The organism is Streptomyces sp. NPDC088400 (assembly GCF_044753355.1).
Classification (GTDB): domain Bacteria; phylum Actinomycetota; class Actinomycetes; order Streptomycetales; family Streptomycetaceae; genus Streptomyces.
The window spans coordinates 78,430-96,121 of the sequence record NZ_JBIVMZ010000002.1; the positions used below are offsets into that span (position 1 = coordinate 78,430).

The 17,692-nt window shown below is 69.9% G+C and carries 18 protein-coding genes; 17 read left to right on the forward strand and 1 reads right to left on the reverse strand.

Going from position 1 to position 17,692, the window contains the following annotated elements:
* Positions 1–92 precede the first annotated feature (92 nt).
* From ACIQD6_RS05335 to ACIQD6_RS05345, 3 genes are read left to right on the forward strand one after another with little or no spacing between them, the layout of a single operon-like run.
* Positions 93–1,319, forward strand: a complete 1,227-nt coding sequence (locus tag ACIQD6_RS05335) for a sensor histidine kinase (RefSeq protein ID WP_401878325.1) — start codon at positions 93–95, stop codon at positions 1,317–1,319.
* A complete protein-coding gene (locus ACIQD6_RS05340) occupies positions 1,316–2,014 on the forward strand; it encodes a response regulator (protein ID WP_401878327.1) in 699 nt (232 codons plus the stop codon). The genes ACIQD6_RS05335 and ACIQD6_RS05340 overlap by 4 nt, the downstream gene beginning before the upstream one ends.
* A 4-nt stretch (positions 2,015–2,018) precedes the next feature.
* The gene (locus ACIQD6_RS05345) at positions 2,019–3,212 is read left to right on the forward strand and encodes a cytochrome P450 (RefSeq protein WP_401878330.1); all 1,194 of its coding nucleotides are present in this window, start codon (positions 2,019–2,021) and stop codon (positions 3,210–3,212) included.
* Positions 3,213–3,308: 96 nt separating this feature from the next.
* Here the strand turns inward: ACIQD6_RS05345 and ACIQD6_RS05350 are convergent, their stop codons facing one another.
* On the reverse strand, positions 3,309–4,313 hold the full coding sequence (locus tag ACIQD6_RS05350; RefSeq protein ID WP_401878332.1) for a Gfo/Idh/MocA family oxidoreductase: 1,005 nt from the start codon (positions 4,311–4,313) through the stop codon (positions 3,309–3,311).
* 77 nt (positions 4,314–4,390) lie between these two features.
* On the opposite strand from ACIQD6_RS05350, the gene ACIQD6_RS05355 reads away from it, so the two are divergent.
* The 14 genes from ACIQD6_RS05355 (at position 4,391) to ACIQD6_RS05420 (ending at position 17,605) form a co-directional block, all read left to right on the forward strand.
* The gene (locus tag ACIQD6_RS05355) at positions 4,391–5,203 is read left to right on the forward strand and encodes a GntR family transcriptional regulator (protein ID WP_401878335.1); all 813 of its coding nucleotides are present in this window, start codon (positions 4,391–4,393) and stop codon (positions 5,201–5,203) included.
* 287 nt (positions 5,204–5,490) lie between these two features.
* The gene (locus ACIQD6_RS05360; protein WP_401878337.1) at positions 5,491–6,507 is read left to right on the forward strand and encodes a sugar ABC transporter substrate-binding protein; all 1,017 of its coding nucleotides are present in this window, start codon (positions 5,491–5,493) and stop codon (positions 6,505–6,507) included.
* Complete coding sequence (locus ACIQD6_RS05365) at positions 6,504–7,571, forward strand: ABC transporter permease (RefSeq protein WP_401878339.1); 1,068 nt, start codon at positions 6,504–6,506, stop codon at positions 7,569–7,571. Before ACIQD6_RS05360 ends, ACIQD6_RS05365 begins: the two co-directional genes overlap by 4 nt.
* Positions 7,568–8,497 (forward strand): ATP-binding cassette domain-containing protein, encoded by a 930-nt coding sequence (locus ACIQD6_RS05370; RefSeq protein WP_401878342.1) that lies wholly within the window; start codon positions 7,568–7,570, stop codon positions 8,495–8,497. The genes ACIQD6_RS05365 and ACIQD6_RS05370 overlap by 4 nt, the downstream gene beginning before the upstream one ends.
* Positions 8,498–8,760: 263 nt before the next feature.
* The gene (locus tag ACIQD6_RS05375) at positions 8,761–9,921 is read left to right on the forward strand and encodes an ROK family glucokinase (protein ID WP_401878345.1); all 1,161 of its coding nucleotides are present in this window, start codon (positions 8,761–8,763) and stop codon (positions 9,919–9,921) included.
* Positions 9,918–10,496 (forward strand): hypothetical protein, encoded by a 579-nt coding sequence (locus ACIQD6_RS05380; RefSeq protein WP_401878348.1) that lies wholly within the window; start codon positions 9,918–9,920, stop codon positions 10,494–10,496. Before ACIQD6_RS05375 ends, ACIQD6_RS05380 begins: the two co-directional genes overlap by 4 nt.
* A 91-nt stretch (positions 10,497–10,587) precedes the next feature.
* Entirely contained in the window at positions 10,588–11,874 is a 1,287-nt protein-coding gene (gene pcaC, locus ACIQD6_RS05385; RefSeq protein WP_401879500.1) for a 4-carboxymuconolactone decarboxylase, read from the forward strand.
* A 115-nt stretch (positions 11,875–11,989) separates the two neighbouring features.
* Entirely contained in the window at positions 11,990–12,622 is a 633-nt protein-coding gene (locus ACIQD6_RS05390; protein WP_401878350.1) for an MBL fold metallo-hydrolase, read from the forward strand.
* Between the two features lie 91 nt (positions 12,623–12,713).
* Positions 12,714–13,493, forward strand: a complete 780-nt coding sequence (locus ACIQD6_RS05395; RefSeq protein WP_401878352.1) for an exodeoxyribonuclease III — start codon at positions 12,714–12,716, stop codon at positions 13,491–13,493.
* Positions 13,494–13,592: 99 nt separating this feature from the next.
* Complete coding sequence (locus ACIQD6_RS05400) at positions 13,593–14,036, forward strand: DUF6278 family protein (protein ID WP_401878355.1); 444 nt, start codon at positions 13,593–13,595, stop codon at positions 14,034–14,036.
* A gap of 222 nt (positions 14,037–14,258) precedes the next feature.
* Positions 14,259–15,002: an amino acid ABC transporter ATP-binding protein gene (locus tag ACIQD6_RS05405; protein ID WP_401878357.1), complete on the forward strand. Its 744-nt coding sequence runs from the start codon at positions 14,259–14,261 to the stop codon at positions 15,000–15,002.
* Between the two features lie 137 nt (positions 15,003–15,139).
* A complete protein-coding gene (locus ACIQD6_RS05410; RefSeq protein ID WP_401878360.1) occupies positions 15,140–16,054 on the forward strand; it encodes a glutamate ABC transporter substrate-binding protein in 915 nt (304 codons plus the stop codon).
* Between the two features lie 10 nt (positions 16,055–16,064).
* Positions 16,065–16,709, forward strand: coding sequence for an amino acid ABC transporter permease (locus ACIQD6_RS05415; RefSeq protein ID WP_401878363.1), 645 nt, complete (start codon positions 16,065–16,067; stop codon positions 16,707–16,709).
* Entirely contained in the window at positions 16,706–17,605 is a 900-nt protein-coding gene (locus tag ACIQD6_RS05420) for an amino acid ABC transporter permease (protein ID WP_401878366.1), read from the forward strand. The genes ACIQD6_RS05415 and ACIQD6_RS05420 overlap by 4 nt, the downstream gene beginning before the upstream one ends.
* The last annotated feature ends 87 nt before the right edge of the window (positions 17,606–17,692 follow it).

The window sequence follows — 17,692 nt, forward strand, 5'->3', positions numbered from 1 at the left end:
CGCACCGCCGAAAGTCGACCCTTACGTGACTTTGGTGCCTTCCTTCGGTCACGGCGTCCCCATCCGCCCTCCACCTGCGTAAATTCAGGGACATGACACGCACGGACTACTCCTGGCTGCTCCCCTCGGAGATGATCGGTCCGACGAGGGGGCCCCAACTGCCCGGTGACCGGGGCACCGCCAGGCCACGCCGTACCGTGCGCGACTGGGGCGTCGACGCCCTGATGTTCCTCATCGCCGTGGGTATCGGCCTGGTCGGCCTCGCGGTGAGCGAACGGGCCGGCAATTCGGACGCTGTCGTCTTCCTCGATCTGGTCGCGGGCGTGTTGGCCTGCTGTTCGCTGTGGGTACGGCGGCGCTGGCCGATGGAGATCGCCCTGGTACTGGCGTTGCTCAACGCGGTGGCGCCGGCCACCGGCGGGGCGGCTCTGGTGGCGCTGTTCGTGGTGGCCGTGCACCGGCCGTTCCGGCTCGTCGCGATCGTCGGCGTGCTGTCCATGGTGGGCGGGGCCGTCCAGCCCGTGGTCCGCCCGGATCCGGCCACCCCTCTGGTGACCGGGATCATCGCCGCCGTGGTCCTGGTCCTGCTGGTGACCGGCTGGGGCATGCTCGTACGGGCCAGCCGCCAGCTGGTCGTCGCGCTCCGTGAGCGGGCGTCGCGCGCGGAGGCCGAGGCGGATCTCCGGGCCGAGCAGGCGCAGCGGCTCGCCCGCGAGGCGATCGCCCGGGAGATGCACGATGTGCTCGCCCACCGGCTGACGCTGCTCAGCGTCCACGCGGGCGCCCTCGAATTCCGGCCGGACGCACCGGCGCCCGAGGTCGCCAGGGCCGCCGGGGTGATCAGGGACAGCGCGCACGAAGCCCTCCAGGATCTGCGCATGATCATCGGTGTGCTGCGTACGCCGGGCGACGAGGGCGACCGGCCGCAGCCCACCCTCGCGACCCTCGACGCCCTGGTCGCCGAGTCCCGCCAGGCAGGCATGAAGGTCACGCTCGACAGCAGCGTCGACGATCCGTCGGCCGTGCCCGCGAGTATCGGCCGTACCGCGTACCGCATCGCCCAGGAGGGCCTGACCAACGCCCGTAAACACGCGCCCGGCACCGGCTCCACCGTCGAGGTGGGCGGCGGACCGGGGGACGGGCTCACCGTCGAGGTGCGCAACGCCGCGCCCGTGGGCGAGGTCCCGAAGGTGCCGGGGTCCGGACAGGGCCTGATCGGTCTGGCCGAGCGCGCCGCGCTGGCCGGCGGCCGGTTCGAGCACGGCCCCACCGGCGACGGCGGGTTCGCCGTCCGCGCTTGGCTACCGTGGACCTCATGACCATCCGGCTGATCATCGTGGACGACGACCCTCTGGTCCGTGCGGGACTGACCTTCATGCTCGGCGGCGCCGACGACATCGAGATCGTGGGGGAGGCGTCCGACGGCACCGAGGTCGCCGCCCTGGTCGAACGGTGCGCGCCCGAGGTGGTGCTGATGGACATCCGGATGCCGGTCATGGACGGTCTGACCGCCACGGAGACACTGCGCCGTACCCCGGACGCGCCCGAAGTCCTCGTCCTGACCACCTTCCACGCCGACGAACAGGTGGTACGGGCGCTGCGCGCCGGAGCCGCCGGGTTCGTGCTCAAGGACACCCCGCCCGCCGAGATCGTCAGTGCGGTACGGCGCGTGGCGGCGGGCGATCCGGTGCTCTCGCCGGTGGTGACCCGCCAGCTGATGACCCAGGTGGCGGGAGTGTCCACGGGCGCCAGGGGGGCCGTCGCGGCGGAGGCGGCGGACCGGCTCGCGACCCTCGCCGAACGGGAACGGGAGGTCGCGCTCGCCGTCGGACAGGGCCGGTCCAACGCGGAGATCGCCGCCTCCCTCTATATGAGCGTCCCCACCGTCAAGGCCCATGTCTCCCGGATCCTGGCCAAGCTCGACCTCAACAACCGTGTGCAGATAGCCCTGTTGGTGCACGACGCGGAACTGATCTCGCCGGACGCCGACGGTCGGGAGGGCGACGTACGCTGACGGGATGACGCTCATTGAATTAGCGGACTACGGACCGGACTTCATCGCCAACCCCTACCCGTACTACGCGAAGTTGCGGGAGACAGGCCCCGTTCACCAGGTGCGGGGCCCGGACGGCGGCCGCTTCTGGCTGGTGGTCGGTTTCGAGGAGGGGCGCGGGGCGCTCACCGACACCCGGCTGACCAAGTCGCCGGCCGCCGTGGGCCAGGAGCACGAGCCGGACTTGGTCTCCGGGCCGCATGTCCTGGCCCTCGACCCGCCCGACCACACCCGGCTGCGGAAGCTGGTCGCACCCGAATTCACCGCGCGCCGGGTGGAGAGCCTGCGCCCGCGCATCCAGCGGATCACCGACGAACTGCTCGACGCCATGCTCCCGGCCGGGCAGGGCGATCTGGTCGACGGACTGGCCTTTCCGCTCCCCATCATCGTCATCTGCGAACTGCTCGGCGTACCTCACGCGGACCGTGATGTCTTCCGTGCCTGGACCAACGAGATCGTCTCGCCGACCAGCCCGGCCGGTGTGCGTGAGTCCACCGTCGCGCTCTGCGCGTACCTCGACGAACTGATCGAGGCCAAGCGGGCCGGCGAACCCGCCGACGATCTGCTCTCCACTCTGCTGCGTGCCCGCGCGGAGGACGGCGACCGGCTGTCCGCGGACGAACTGCGCGGCTGGGCCTACGTACTGCTGATCGCCGGCCATGAGACGACCGTCAATCTGATCTCCAACGCGGTACGGACACTGCTCGTCAACCCTGTCCAACTGGCGGCGCTGCGCGCCGACTTCGGGCTTCTCGACGGGGCGATCGAGGAGACACTGCGCTACGAGGGGCCGGTGGAGACCAGCACCTTGCGGTTCACCAGGGAGCCGGTCTCGTTCGGTGACACGGAGATCCCGGTCGGCGAGACGGTCCTGGTCGGGCTGGCCTCGGCGGACCGTGACCCGGCCCGCTTCCCGGACCCGGACACCTTCGACATACGGCGTTCCGCGACACCGGGCCGGAGCCAGAGCCACCTTGCCTTCGGCCACGGCGTCCACTTCTGCCTGGGCGCCCCGCTCGCCCGTCTGGAAGCCCGGATCGCCCTCCGCACGCTGCTGGAGCGCTGCCCGGACCTGGCGCTCGACCTGGACGCGGGACCGTACGAATGGCTGCCCGGCCTGCTGATTCGCGGGGTGCGCCGACTGCCGGTGCGCTGGTAGCAGCGGTACGGCGTCCTGCGCGCGGTCGCTCGGGGCACCGCACTTCCCGCCTCCCGGTCGTCTCAGGGAGGCGGGAAGGCATGCCCGTAAGTGGGCTCAGCTGCCCGGGATCTCCGTCAGCGACACCGGGCGCCGCTCACGCCGGGACAGCTCGCACGCCTCCGCGATCCGCAGCGCGTGCAGCGCCTCCCCGCCGTCGCACGGGTTGTCCAGCTCTCCGGTGACGACCTTGAGGAAGGCGTCCAGCTCGGCCTCGTACGCCGGGGCGAACCGTTCGAGGAAGCCCGGCCACGGGTTGTCGCAGGGCGGCGGGCCCTTCGGCTCGGTCGAGGTGATCGGCGTACGGTCGTCCAGACCCACCGCGAACTGGTCCAGCTCGCCCGCCAGTTCCATCCGTACGTCGTAGCCCGCGCCGTTGCAGCGGGTGGCCGTGGCGGTCGCGAGCGTCCCGTCGTCCAGGGTGAGCACCGCGGCGGCGGTATCGATGTCGCCCGCCTCGCCGAACATCGCGGGCCCCGCGTCCGACCCCGTCGCGTACACCTCCACCACCTCCCGTCCGGTGACCCAGCGCATCATGTCGAAGTCGTGGACCAGACAGTCGCGGTACAGCCCGCCGGACAGCGGCAGATACGCGGCGGGCGGCGGCGCCGGGTCGGAGGTGATCGCCCGTACGGTGTGCAGCCGGCCGAGCCGGCCCGACCGTACGAGCTCGCGCGCCGTGCTGTACCCCGCGTCGAAGCGGCGCATGAAGCCCAGCTGGAGCACCGTGCCCGCCGACTCGACCTCGCGCAGCGCGCCCAGGGTGCCCGCCAGGTCCAGGGCGATCGGCTTCTCGCAGAAGGCGGGCAGACCGGCCCGCGCCGCGCGGCTGATCAGATCGGCGTGGGCCGAGGTGGCCGAGGCGATCACCACGGCGTCCACCCCCCAGGAGAAGACCTCGTCCACGGAGGGGGCCGCGGTCGATCCTGTCCGGTCGGCGACCTTCGACGCCCGTACGGCGTCCGTGTCCGCGACCACCAAGGAGCCGACCTCGCGATGACGGCTGAGCACGTCAGCGTGGAAAGTGCCGATACGGCCCGTGCCGATGAGTCCGATGCGCATGGCCATAAGGTGACCGTCCGCCACTCACGGTGTCAAGCGTTTGTCCTGACAATCGAACCTCACGACTTCCCGTCATCATGCACTGCGACTACGCTCGCCCCGTGCCCCATCAGCCGAGTTCAGCCCAACCCGGACAGGAGACGGATCCCGCCGCGCCGCTCCAGCTCAGCGTCGACCGCACGAGCCCGGTCCCGCTCTACTTCCAGCTGTCGCAGCAGCTGGAGGCCGCCATCGAGCGAGGGAGGCTGGCACCGGGCAGCCTGCTCGGCAACGAGATCGAACTGGCCGGCCGCCTCGGACTGTCCCGTCCCACCGTCCGGCAGGCCATCCAGTCCCTGGTCGACAAGGGCCTGCTGGTCCGCCGCCGGGGCGTCGGCACCCAGGTCGTCCACAGCCAGGTCAAGCGCCCGCTGGAGCTGAGCAGCCTCTTCGACGATCTGGAGGCGGCGGGCCAGCGCCCGGCCACACACGTGCTGCGCAACACGGTCATCCCGGCAACGGCCGAGGTGGCGGCGGCGCTCGCGGTGACGGAGGGCGCGGAGGTCGTGCTCATCGAGCGGCTGCGGTACGCGCACGACGAACCGATGGCGTTCCTGCGCAACCACCTGCCGACCGGGCTGTTCGAATGCGACACCGCGCGCCTGGAGGCCACCGGCCTGTACCGGCTGATGCGGTCGGCCGGGATCACGCTGCACAGCGCCCGGCAGACGGTCGGGGCGCGGACGGCGACGGACGAGGAGGCCGAGCGGCTGGCGGAGCCGGCCGGGGCCCCGCTGCTCACGATGGAGCGGACCACCTTCGACGACACGGGACGGGCGGTCGAGTTCGGCTCGCACACCTACCGCGCCTCGCGGTACTCCTTCGAGTTCCAGCTGCTCGTACGGTCATAGGCCCTGTCCTTGTCCCCGGTCCTACGGTCTTAGGCCCTGCCCGGCCCCCGTCTGGCCCCCGTCTGGCCCCAGTCCGGCCCTTGTCCGGCCCTTGTCCGGCCGGTTTCTGCCGGGCCGGGGCGTGTCGCGAGAGTTCCGCCCCGCCCACGGCACGTGAACTTCGCCGGCGCCGGCGAAGTTCACCCGCCGTCCACCCTCCGAACAGGCATGACCGATACTTGGGCGGCCGGGCCGGGACTGAACGAGACCCGGCCGCATGAGGAGTACAGCAAGAAGGGCACGGCGTCGTGGCAACGGTTCGGACAGGGGTACGCGCGATCGGCGCGGTGCTGGCGGCAGCGGTGGGGGTCTCGGCCCTCGCCGGATGCAGCAGCACGGGCGGAAAGCGCGCCGAGGAACGGGCCCAGCAGGCCACCGCCGAGGGACGGTCCGCCGTGAACACCCCCAAGTGGACCGTGGCCATGGTCACCCACTCGGGCGACGGCGACACCTTCTGGGACATCGTCCAGAACGGCGCCAAGCAGGCGGCCGTCAAGGACAACATCAATTTCCTCTACGCGAACAGCGACGAGGGGCAGGAGCAGGCCCAGCTCGTTCAGTCCTACATCGACAAGAACGTCGACGGACTGATCGTCACGCTCGCCAAGCCCGACGCCATGAAGGCCGTCGTCACCAAGGCCGTCAAGGCCGGAATCCCGGTGATCACCGTGAACTCCGGCGTCGACCAGTCGAAGAGTTTCGGCGCGCTCAGCCATATCGGCCAGGACGAGACCATCGCCGGTGAGGCCGTCGGCGAGGAGCTGGCCGAGCGCGGCAAGAAGAAGGCGCTCTGCGTCGTCCACGAGCAGGGCAACGTCGGCCACGAGCAGCGCTGCGCCGGAGCCAAGAAGGCCTTCGACGGGCAGCTCCAGAACCTGTACGTGGACGGCACGAGCCTGCCGGACGTACAGGCGTCCATCGAGGCCAAGCTCCAGGCCGACCACAGCATCGACTCCGTCGTCACGCTGGGCGCCCCCTTCGCCGACGCCGCCGTCAAGGCCAAGGAGACCGCGGGCAGCAAGGCCGAGGTCGACACCTTCGACCTCAACGCCAAGGTCGCCTCGGACCTCAAGTCCGGCACGCTCGGCTTCGCTGTCGACCAGCAGCCCTACCTCCAGGGGTACGAGGCCGTGGACCTGCTCTGGCTCTACCGGTACAACGCCGATGTGCTCGGCGGCGGACGCCCGGTCCTCACCGGCCCGCAGGTCGTCACGCAGAAGGACGCCGGGGCGCTGGAGGAGTACACGAAGAGGGGGACGCGATGAGTGCGACCGCACCCCCGGCGGACGACCGGCCGGAGAAGACCGCGGGCGACGACGAGCGCCTGATCCGTACGTCGCGGCTGCGCAAGCTGCTCGGCCGGCCCGAACTGGGCTCGGTCGTCGGCGCGGTGGCGGTCTTCCTCTTTTTCTCGGTCGTGGCGGACTCTTTCCTGCGGGCCTCCAGCTTCGGCACCGTGCTCTACGCGGCATCCACGATCGGGATCATGGCGGTCCCGGTGGCGCTGCTGATGATCGGCGGGGAGTTCGACCTCTCGGCCGGTGTGATGGTGATCAGCTCCGCGCTGATCTCTTCGATGTTCAGCTTCCAGATGACGGCGAACGTCTGGGTCGGCGTCCTGGTGTCGCTGCTGGTCACGCTGGCCATCGGGGTCTTCAACGGCGTCCTGCTGACCCGTACGAAACTGCCGAGCTTCATCATCACGCTCGGCACCTTCCTGATGCTCACCGGTCTCAACCTCGGGCTGACGAAGCTGATCAGCGGCACGGTCTCGACCAAGAGCATCGGCGACATGGAGGGCTTCCCGTCCGCCAGGAAGGTCTTCGCCTCGCAGCTGACCATCGGCGACGTCAGCCTGAAGGGCACCATCCTGTGGTGGGCCGTGCTGGTCGCGGTGGCCACCTGGATCCTGCTGCGGACCCGCTTCGGCAACTGGATCTTCGCGGTGGGCGGCAACGCCGATGCCGCCCGGGCGGTCGGCGTCCCGGTCATGAAGACCAAGATCGCGCTGTACATGGGCGTGGCCTTCTGCGCCTGGATCTCCGGCCAGCACCGGCTGTTCTCGTTCGACGCCGTCCAGTCCGGTGAGGGCGTCGGCCAGGAGCTGATCTACATCATCGCGGCCGTCATCGGCGGCTGTCTGATCACCGGCGGCTACGGCTCCGCGATCGGCTCGGCGGTCGGCGCGTTCATCTTCGGCATGACCAACAAGGGCATCGTGTACGCGGAGTGGAACGCCGACTGGTTCAAGTTCTTCCTCGGCGCGATGCTCCTTCTGGCCACCCTGCTCAACGCGTGGGTACGCAAGCGTGCGGAGGCTTCCCGATGACGGCACCGGTCGACATGACGACACCGGCGGAACCGACGACGGCACTGGTCGAACTCGACGACGTCAGTAAGTACTACGGCAATATCCGCGCCCTGGAGGGCGTCTCGCTGGAGGTCCGCGCGGGCGAGATCAGCTGTGTGCTCGGTGACAACGGCGCCGGCAAGTCCACCCTGATCAAGATCATCGCGGGGCTGCACCAGCATGACGCGGGTGACTTCCTGATCGAGGGGGAGAAGACCACCCTCGCCTCCCCGCGCGACGCCCTGGACCGGGGTATCGCCACGGTCTACCAGGACCTCGCCGTCGTACCGCTGATGCCGGTCTGGCGGAACTTCTTCCTCGGCTCCGAACCGACCCTGGGCCGCGGGCCCTTCAAGCGGCTGGACGTCGGGCTGATGCGCGAGACCACCCGCGCGGAGCTGCTGCGGATGGGCATCGACCTGCGCGATGTCGACCAGCCGATCGGCACCCTGTCCGGCGGCGAGCGCCAGTGTGTGGCCATCGCCCGCGCCGTCTACTTCGGCGCGAAGGTGCTCGTCCTGGACGAGCCGACCGCGGCGCTAGGAGTCAAGCAGTCCGGCGTGGTGCTCAAGTACGTGGCCGCCGCGCGTGACGCGGGGCTCGGAGTGGTGCTCATCACCCACAACCCGCACCACGCGTACCTGGTCGGCAACCGTTTCGTGCTGCTCAAGCGCGGTGTCATGGCGGGCAGCCACACCAAGGACTCGATCACCCTGGACGAGCTGACCCGCCAGATGGCAGGCGGTTCCGAACTGGAGGAGCTGAGTCACGAACTGGAGCGGGCTCCCGCCCCGGCCCACCTCGGTGGTCACCCGACAGACAAGAGCGGTCATCCGACGGATGCGAGCGGTCATCCGTCGGACGGGAGCGGTCATCCGTCGGACAGGAGTGGGGACAAGGACTGACACGTCCGGTCGCGACCGCAACTGACCGGACGGGACCCGACCCGTGGGGCCGGCGGCCGCGTCGGGCGTCTCCGCCGGGCCGCACAGCGCCCGCACCCGCCTCGGATGGCACAATCTGGCACGGGTGGACGCCGTCCGCCGCCGCCGCCCACCCGGGCGAGCGGCCGCCGACCCGCAGGGACGACACGACTCGTGCGAGTACTTAGAGGCCGCGCACACAAGTGGGGCAAGCCGGAGCCGACGGGCACGAGGGGGCGGGGCCGATGAGTACCTACCGCGACTTCGCGACCCACCGGGGCGCCGCCCGCGCCACCGTCCTGCGGACCGTCGGCGCCCGTGAGCGCCGCTCCCTGCTCGCCCCGCCGCGCGTCCCGACCGTCGGTATCGACATCGGCGGTACGAAGGTGATGGCCGGGGTCGTCGACCCGGACGGCAACATCCTGGAGAAGCTCCGCACCGAGACGCCGGACAAGTCCAAGAGCCCCCGGGTCGTCGAGGACACCATCGTCGAGCTGGTGCTCGATCTCTCCGACCGGCACGATGTGCACGCCGTCGGCATCGGCGCGGCCGGCTGGGTGGACGCCGACCGCTCCAAGGTGCTGTTCGCGCCGCACCTCGCCTGGCGTGACGAACCCCTCAGGGACGCCATCTCCTCACGGCTGGCCGTCCCCGTGATGGTCGACAACGACGCCAACACCGCCGCCTGGGCCGAATGGCGCTTCGGCGCCGGACGGGGCGAGGACCACCTCGTCATGATCACGCTCGGCACCGGCATCGGCGGCGCCATCCTGGAGGACGGCCAGGTCAAGCGCGGCAAGTTCGGTGTCGCCGGCGAATTCGGCCATATGCAGGTCGTACCCGGCGGCCACCGCTGCCCGTGCGGCAACCGAGGCTGCTGGGAGCAGTACAGCTCCGGCAACGCCCTCGTACGGGAGGCCAGGGAACTGGCGGCGGCCGATTCCCCGGTCGCGTACAACATCATCGACCGCGTCAAGGGCAACGTCCACGAGATCACCGGACCGCTGATCACCGAACTCGCCCGCGAGGGCGACGCCATGTGCATCGAGCTGTTCCAGGACATCGGACAGTGGCTCGGCGTCGGCATCGCCAATCTGGCCGCCGCCCTCGACCCGTCCTGCTTCGTCATCGGCGGTGGCGTCAGCGCCGCCGACGACCTGCTGATCGGCCCCGCCCGTGACGCGTTCCGCCGCCATCTCACCGGCCGCGGCTACCGCCCCGAGGCCCGGATCGTGAAGGCGCAGCTCGGCCCGGAGGCGGGCATGGTCGGCGCCGCCGATCTCTCCCGGCTGGTGGCCCGGCGCTTCCGCCGCGCCAAGCGGCGCAGGGTGGAGCGCTACGAACGGTACGAGCGTTACGCCCAGGCCATCCGTACCGCCCGCTCGACCCAGGAACCGCCCTCATGACCGTGTCCCGACAGCCATCGACCCCGGGCGAGGGCGGCAAGCCGCCGGAGGACCGCCGCCACCGCAACCGCCGCCGCTGGCTGACAGCCATCGTCATCGTGCTCCTCATCGGCATCCCGGCCGGATATCTGGTGATCTCGGCCGGACAGAGCCGGGAGAGCGGCCGGAGCAAGGAGGCCGAGTCCTCGGCCACCGGACTCCAGCATCTGCGCCCCTCCAAGATGAAGCGCGCCATCTTCGAGGTGCCGATTCCCGGCGGGGCCACCGGCGTGCGCTACTTCGAGACGAGCAACTGGAAGACCAGCCGGCTGTACGTCCAGTTCGACGTCACCTCCGGGCGGCTCGACACCTTTCTGACCGAGATGGGGACCAGCCGCTCCGAGCTCAAGGACGGCGCCATCACCATCACGCCCCGCGACCGGGCCACCGTCGGCTGGAACTTCGCCATCCCCGGCCACGACTGGGCGGGCACCCGCCACCGGCAGGAGAGGCCGCGCCCCAGCCAGGACGTCGTCGTCGACCTGTCGGATCCCGGCTTCCCCCGGGTGTACGTCGTCTCCACCACAACTCCATGATCTCCACACCAGCCTTCACCTCGTGGTGACGGGCACCCCGTGACCGCCGAGACGCCACGCCCTTACTAACGTGGCGCGAGTGAGTGAGACGATGACGCCCCCCAAGACCCTGCAGTACCGCATGGACGGTCCGGAGGACGCTCCCGTCCTGATTCTCGGGCCTTCTCTCGGCACCACCTGGCACATGTGGGATCGCCAGATACCCGAGCTGGCCCGTCAGTGGCGGGTGCTCCGCTTCGACCTGCCCGGCCACGGCGGTGCCCCCGCGCACCCCGCCACCAGCGTTCCCGAACTGGCGGAGCGGCTGCTCGCCACGCTCGACGGAATCGGAGTGCAGCGCTTCGGATACGCGGGCTGCTCCATCGCCGGAGCGATCGGCGCCGAACTGGCGCTGCGCCGCCCCGACCGGATCGCCTCGCTCGCGCTGGTGGCGGCTTCGCCCCGGTTCGGTACGGCCGACGAGTTCCGCCAGCGCGGGGTGATCGTCCGCGCCAACGGACTGGACCCGATGGCCCGCACCGCGCCCGAGCGGTGGTTCACCGCGGGCTTCGCCGCCGCCCAGCCCGCCATCGTCGAGTGGGCCGTCCAGATGGTCCGCACCACCGATCCCGGCTGCTACATCGCCGCCTGCGAGGCTCTCGCCGCCTTCGACATACGGGCGGAGCTCGGCCGTATCGGCGTGCCGACGCTGGTCCTGGTCGGCGCCGAGGACCAGGTCAGCGGGCCGGCAGAGGCACGCACGCTGGTCGCGGGGATACCCGACGCCCGGCTGGCGCTGGTGCCCGCGGCATCCAACCTGGCGCCCGTGGAACAGCCCGCCGCCGTCACGGACCTGCTCGTCCACCACTTCTCCACAGCGTGGTACAACCCGTCCGACACCTCCACCGGTCTGACGGTGATGCCCGACCGGATGGCCGCGCCGCCGCTCTCCGCGACGGTCGGCCCGGTCGCCGAGATAGCGCCCGCCGAGCAGCCCCAGGCCGTGGCGAACGGGCGCGCGGACCCGTACGAAACGGGTATGAGAGTGCGCAGAGAGATCCTCGGAGACGCACATGTGGACCGCGCCATGGCAGCCGCCGACGGCTTCGGCGGTGACTTCCAGGATCTGATCACCCGCTACGTCTGGGGCGAGGTGTGGACCAGGGAGGGCCTGGACCGCCGCACCCGCAGCGCCGTGACGCTGACCGCACTGGTCGCGGGCGGACACCTGGAGGAGCTGGCCTTCCACACCCGGGCCGCGCTGCGCAACGGCCTCACCCCGGCCGAGATCAGGGAAGTGCTGATCCAGGCGGCCATCTACTGCGGCGTTCCGGCGGCGAACACGGCGTTCCGGGTGGTCGGTGCCGTGATCCAGGAAGAGACGACGCCCGAGGCGTAGCAGGATGGCGTAGAGGCATGTCCTCCGTAAGGAAGCGCCACGGAACGTGCCTCCGTACGGAAGAGCGCGGGAGGCAATCGCGAGCACCCGGGAAATCCAGGAAAGGCGGTCAGCCGTGAGGTTCACCAAGAAGACGCACGCCTGCGTCCGGCTGGAGAAGGACGGGCACACGCTCGTCATCGACCCCGGCTCCTTCACCGAGGAAGACGCCACGGACGGCGCCGACGTCATCCTCGTCACGCACGAACACCCCGACCACTTCAGCGAGGACCGGCTGCGCGCCGGCCTGGAGGCCAATCCGGCGGCCGAGCTCTGGACGCTGCGCAGCGTCGCCGGGCAGCTCTCCGCGGCCTTCCCCGGCCGGGTGCACACGGTCGGCCACGGTGACGCCTTCACCGCGGCCGGTTTCGATGTCCGCGTCTACGGCGAGCTGCACGCCGTGATCCACCCGGACATCCCGCGCATCACCAACGTCGGCTATCTCGTCGATGGCTCGGTCTTCCACCCGGGCGACGCGCTGACCGTCCCCGACCACCCCGTCGAGACGCTGATGCTGCCCGTCCATGCGCCCTGGAACAAGATCTCCGAGGTGATCGAGTACGTACGCGAGGTCAGCCCGCGGCGTGCCTTCGACATCCACGACGCCCTGCTCACCGATCTGGCCCGGCCCATCTACGACGCCCAGATCGGCGGCCTCGGCGGCGCCGAGCACGGCCGGCTGGCCCCGGGCGACTCCACCGACCTGTGATCCCCGACCCCGGTGATCCCCGACGCCGGTGATCCCCGGTCCTCCGGCTGTCGGATGCCCACTGTCAGACCCCGCCGATAGGCTGTCACGCATGCGCATCGCCACCTGGAACGTCAATTCGATCACCGCCCGGCTGCCCCGGCTGCTGGCCTGGCTGGAGAGCAGCGGCACGGACGTGCTGTGCGTCCAGGAGACCAAGTGCGGCGAGGAGCAGTTCCCCGCCGACCAGCTGCGTGAGCTGGGCTACGAGTCCGCGGTCAACGCCACCGGCAGGTGGAACGGAGTGGCGCTGATCTCCCGGGTAGGCCTGGAGGACATCGTCAAGGGCCTCCCCGGCGGGCCGGAGTACGACGGGGTGGAGGAGCCCCGGGCGATCTCCGCGACCTGTGGCCCGGTCCGCCTCTGGTCGGTCTACGTGCCCAACGGCCGCGAGGTCGGCCATGATCACTACGCGTACAAGCTGCGCTGGTTCGAGGCGCTGCGGACGGCGGTGGCCGACGACGCGGCGGGCGTGCGGCCGTTCGCCGTCCTCGGTGACTTCAATGTCGCCCCGACCGACGAGGACGTCTGGGACCTGTCCCGGTTCGAGGGGGCCACCCATGTCACCCCGGCCGAGCGTGACGCGCTCGCCGCGCTGCGTGAGCGGGGTCTCTCCGATGTGGTGCCCCGTCCGCTCAAGTACGACCGTCCGTACACCTACTGGGACTACCGTGAGCTGGGCTTCCCCAAGAACAAGGGCATGCGCATCGACCTGGTGTACGGCAACGGACCGTTCGCGAGCGCCGTCAAGGACAGCTATGTCGACCGCGAGGAGCGCAAGGGAAAGGGCGCCTCGGACCATGCGCCTGTCGTGGTGGATCTCGAATTCTAGTGCTGCGACCGGCGGGGCCCCAGGGCCCGGTGGCGGCCCCGCGTGGCCCGTCCGCGCGTCCTATGGTGCCCCGCCAGGGGGAATGGGAGGCTGACCGGTATGAACAAATTTCCTTTCCTGGACAACTGGCGCAAGAGGCACGGCGACGAGGAGGGGACGTCGCTCGCCTCGGCCGTCGGCGGTGAGCCGGAGGGTGTCGCCGAGCTGCTCTCCGAATGCGAGCTGCTGCGTGCCCGGGCAGGGGAGCAGGGGCTTGAACTGGACGACTCCCCGGCCTCGTTGGAGGCCCTCGACCAGCTTCCGCCGCGCTGGCGCGACGATCCGGAGGAGCTGCCCTGGCTGGGCAACGACGCGGGTCTCTACCTGGGGACGGTGATCGTCCGTACGGTCCCCGGCGCGGTCTGGAACATCTGGCCGGGCGGGCATCCCGTGGTCACTCTCGCCTCCGGCCGGGAGATCGAGGTGGTCGAGGCCGGCCTCGACTGGGCGGCCACCGGAGCGCCCGAACTGTCCCAGGTGTACGCGGAGGCGGCCGAGTCCTGACACCGGCCCGGCTGTCCGGCGCCGCCGCCCCCTTTTTCTTCCGGTCCCGTCTGTCTTCCGGTCCCGCCACCCCGATCCGGGCCGTCCTGGCCCATCACCGCGCGCACCCCTTGGCAGTAAATACGGCTTATGCCCTGTTCATGCGTGTCGTGTGTGAAGTCCCTTGTCCGGCTGGATAGTTTGCGCTGACCTCGACACAGCCGAGAGTGGGTGGGGCAGCGTATGGCCGTCGATTCGTTGATCGAACTGCATGACGTCAATAAGTACTACGGGCAGTTGCACGTCCTTCAGAACATCGATCTCACGGTCGGCCGAGGCGAAGTGGTCGTGGTCATCGGCCCGTCCGGCTCGGGCAAGTCCACGCTCTGCCGGGCCATGAACCGGCTGGAGACCATCGAGTCGGGCCGTATCACCATCGAGGGGCGGTCGCTGCCCGAGGAGGGCCGGGGCCTCGCCCGGCTCCGTGCCGAAGTGGGCATGGTCTTCCAGTCGTTCAACCTCTTCGCGCACAAGACCGTGCTGGAGAACGTCTCCCTCGCGCAGATCAAGGTCCGTAAGCGCAAGCGGGAGGACGCCGACCGGCGTTCCCGGGAACTGCTCGACCGGGTGGGGCTCGCCTCGCAGGCCGACAAGCTTCCCGCCCTGCTCTCCGGCGGCCAGCAGCAGCGCGTCGCCATCGCCCGCGCGCTCGCCATGGACCCCAAGGTCCTTCTCTTCGACGAGCCCACCTCGGCGCTCGACCCGGAGATGATCAACGAGGTGCTGGAAGTGATGCGGCAGTTGGCCCGCGAGGGCATGACCATGGTCGTCGTCACGCATGAGATGGGCTTCGCCCGTTCCGCCGCCAACCGCGTGGTCTTCATGGACGAGGGCCGCATCGTCGAGGACCGCACCCCGGAGGACTTCTTCAACGCCCCGGAGAGCGACCGGGCCAAGGACTTCCTCTCCAAGATCCTCAAGCACTGACGGGGGTGCGGTTGATGATGACCGGCTGCATGCCACGGAAGCGCTGTACGCCACGCACGCCGCGCACGAACCGCGTGCCACGCACACCGCGTACGCCACGCACGAACCGCGTGCCACGCACGCCACGCACGAACCGCGTGCCACGGGCGGGAAGAACCCTTACGGCACTCGCGCTCCTGCTGATCGCTCTGCTCGCCGCCGGCTGCGGCAAGCCGGGCAGCCCGCCCGTGAAGGGCCCGCAGCCCGACGCCCTGCCCCACTACCGGGTGGATCACGGCTTCCGGTTGCCCGACTCGCCGACCTGGTCCAAGGCCAAGCGGCGCGGGTACCTGGTCGTCGGCGTCAAGGAGGACCAGCCGTACATGGGCGAGAAGGACCCCGCCTCCGGCGTCTACTCCGGCTTCGACATCGAGATCGCCAGGATGATGTCGGCGTCCCTGGGCTTCGATCCGAAGACGATCCGCTTCCGTACGATCGCCTCCGCGAACCGCGAAACGGCCCTCCAGAACGGGCAGATCGACTACTACGTCGGCACCTACACCATCAACGACAACCGCAAGAAGCTCGTCGGTTTCGCCGGTCCCTACTACATGGCCGGCCAGTCCCTCCTCGTACGGACCGACGAGAACGACATCCACGGGCCCCAGGACCTCGACGGCAAACGCGTCTGCTCGGCCGCCGGGTCGACTCCGTACCAGCGGATCCAGCACGACTATCCGCGCGTCCAACTCGTCGGCTACGACACCTACTCCGTCTGCGTGGACAATCTGCTGACCTTCCAGGTAGACGCCGTCACCACCGACGACACCATCCTCCAGGGCTACGCGGCCAAGGTGCCCGACGAACTCAAGGTCGTCGGCAGGCCCTTCTCGAAGGAGCCGTACGGCATCGGCGTCCCCCGTAACGACAACGCCCTGCGGATCGCGCTCGACGACGCCCTCGCGGTCAACGAGAAGAACGGCAACTGGCAGAAGGCGTACGACGCGACCCTCGGCCTCTCCGGCCGCCCGGCGACCCCGCCGCCGCCCATCGACCGCTACCCGGCGAGCTGAGGCCCGCGCCATGAACGTACTCACCGACAACTTCTCCCTCTACGGCAAGGGCTTCCTCGGCACGGTCGAGCTGACGGTCTACGCCTCACTGCTCGCGCTCGCGCTGGGGTTCCTCATGGCCTCGTGCCGGGTGGCGCCGGTCCGCTCCCTGCGGGCACTGGGCACCGTATGGGTCACCGTGCTCCGCAACACCCCGCTGACGCTGCTCTTCTTCGCGGTCGTCCTCGGCCTGCCGCGCTTCGGACTGGTCCTCCCCTTCCAGCTCTTCGCGGTCCTCGCCCTCGGCTGCTACACCTCCGCGTTCATCTGCGAGGTGCTGCGCTCGGGCATCAACACCGTGCCCACGGGACAGGGCGAGGCGGCCCGCAGTCTCGGGATGAGCTTCGGCCAGACACTGAGCGACATCGTCCTGCCCCAGGCGTTCCGTACGGTCATCCCGCCCATCGGCTCCACCTTGATCGCCCTCGCCAAGAACTCGGCCATCGCAGGGGCGTTCAGCGTCACCGAGCTGCTCGGCACGTACAAGCCCCTCAGCGAGATGGGCTACAGCATCATCTGGACCTTCGTCTGGATCGCCGTCGGCTACTTGATCATCACGCTGACCATCGCCGCGCTGTTCAGCTTCCTGGAGAAGCGTTACGGAGTCGCCCGATGACCCAGACGACCCCGGGGCGCAAGGCCCGCACGACTCGGGCGAGCGAATCGACCGCCCTCTACGACATTCCGGGGCCCAGGACCCGGCGGCGGCACCGCACTTACGGCCTGGTGGCCACGGCCGCGATCGCCGCGCTGTTCGGCTGGCTGCTCTATCTGCTCTTCGACACCAACCAGTTCACCGCCACCAAGTGGACGCCCTTCGAATACCAGGGCATCCAGGACCTGCTGCTGCGCGGACTCGGCAACACCCTCAAGGCCTTCGCGTACGCGGCGGTGCTCTCGCTCGCGCTCGGCGCGATCCTCGCCTCGGGGCGGCTCTCGGACCACCGTCCGGTGCGCTGGCTCGCGACCGTGCTGGTCGAGTTCTTCCGCGCCATGCCCGTACTGGTGATGATCTTCTTCATCTTCGTGGCGCTCAAGGTGCAGGCCCTGCCCGCCCTGGTGGCCGGTCTGACGCTCTACAACGGCTCCGTGCTCGCCGAGGTGTTCCGTACCGGAGTCAACTCGGTGGAGCGCGGTCAGCGGGAGGCCGCGTACGCCCTCGGCATGCGCAAGACGCAGGTCATGACGTACGTGCTGGTGCCGCAGGCGGTCCGCGCCATGCTGCCCACGATCATCAGCCAGCTGGTGGTCGCTCTCAAGGACACATCACTGGGCTATCTGATCACCTATGAGGAGTTCCTCCATGCCGGAAAGCTCGTCGCGTCGAATCTCGACTACGATTTGCCGTTCATCCCTGTGGTGATGGTGATTTCGCCGATCTACATCGGGATGTGCATGCTGCTCTCCTGGTTCGCCCACTGGATGGCCAGGCGGCAGCGGCGCAACCCGAGAACTGAGGCCGTGGGTGTCACCCCGGCCTCCCCAGGGACGCTGCTGCCGGGCGGGCAGTAGCTCAGGGGCAGCGGCCCGCCGGCAGCAGCCGGAGATCACTTCGCGTGCGGCGGTACCGACGGATACGACGGTCGGCCGTGGACGGGG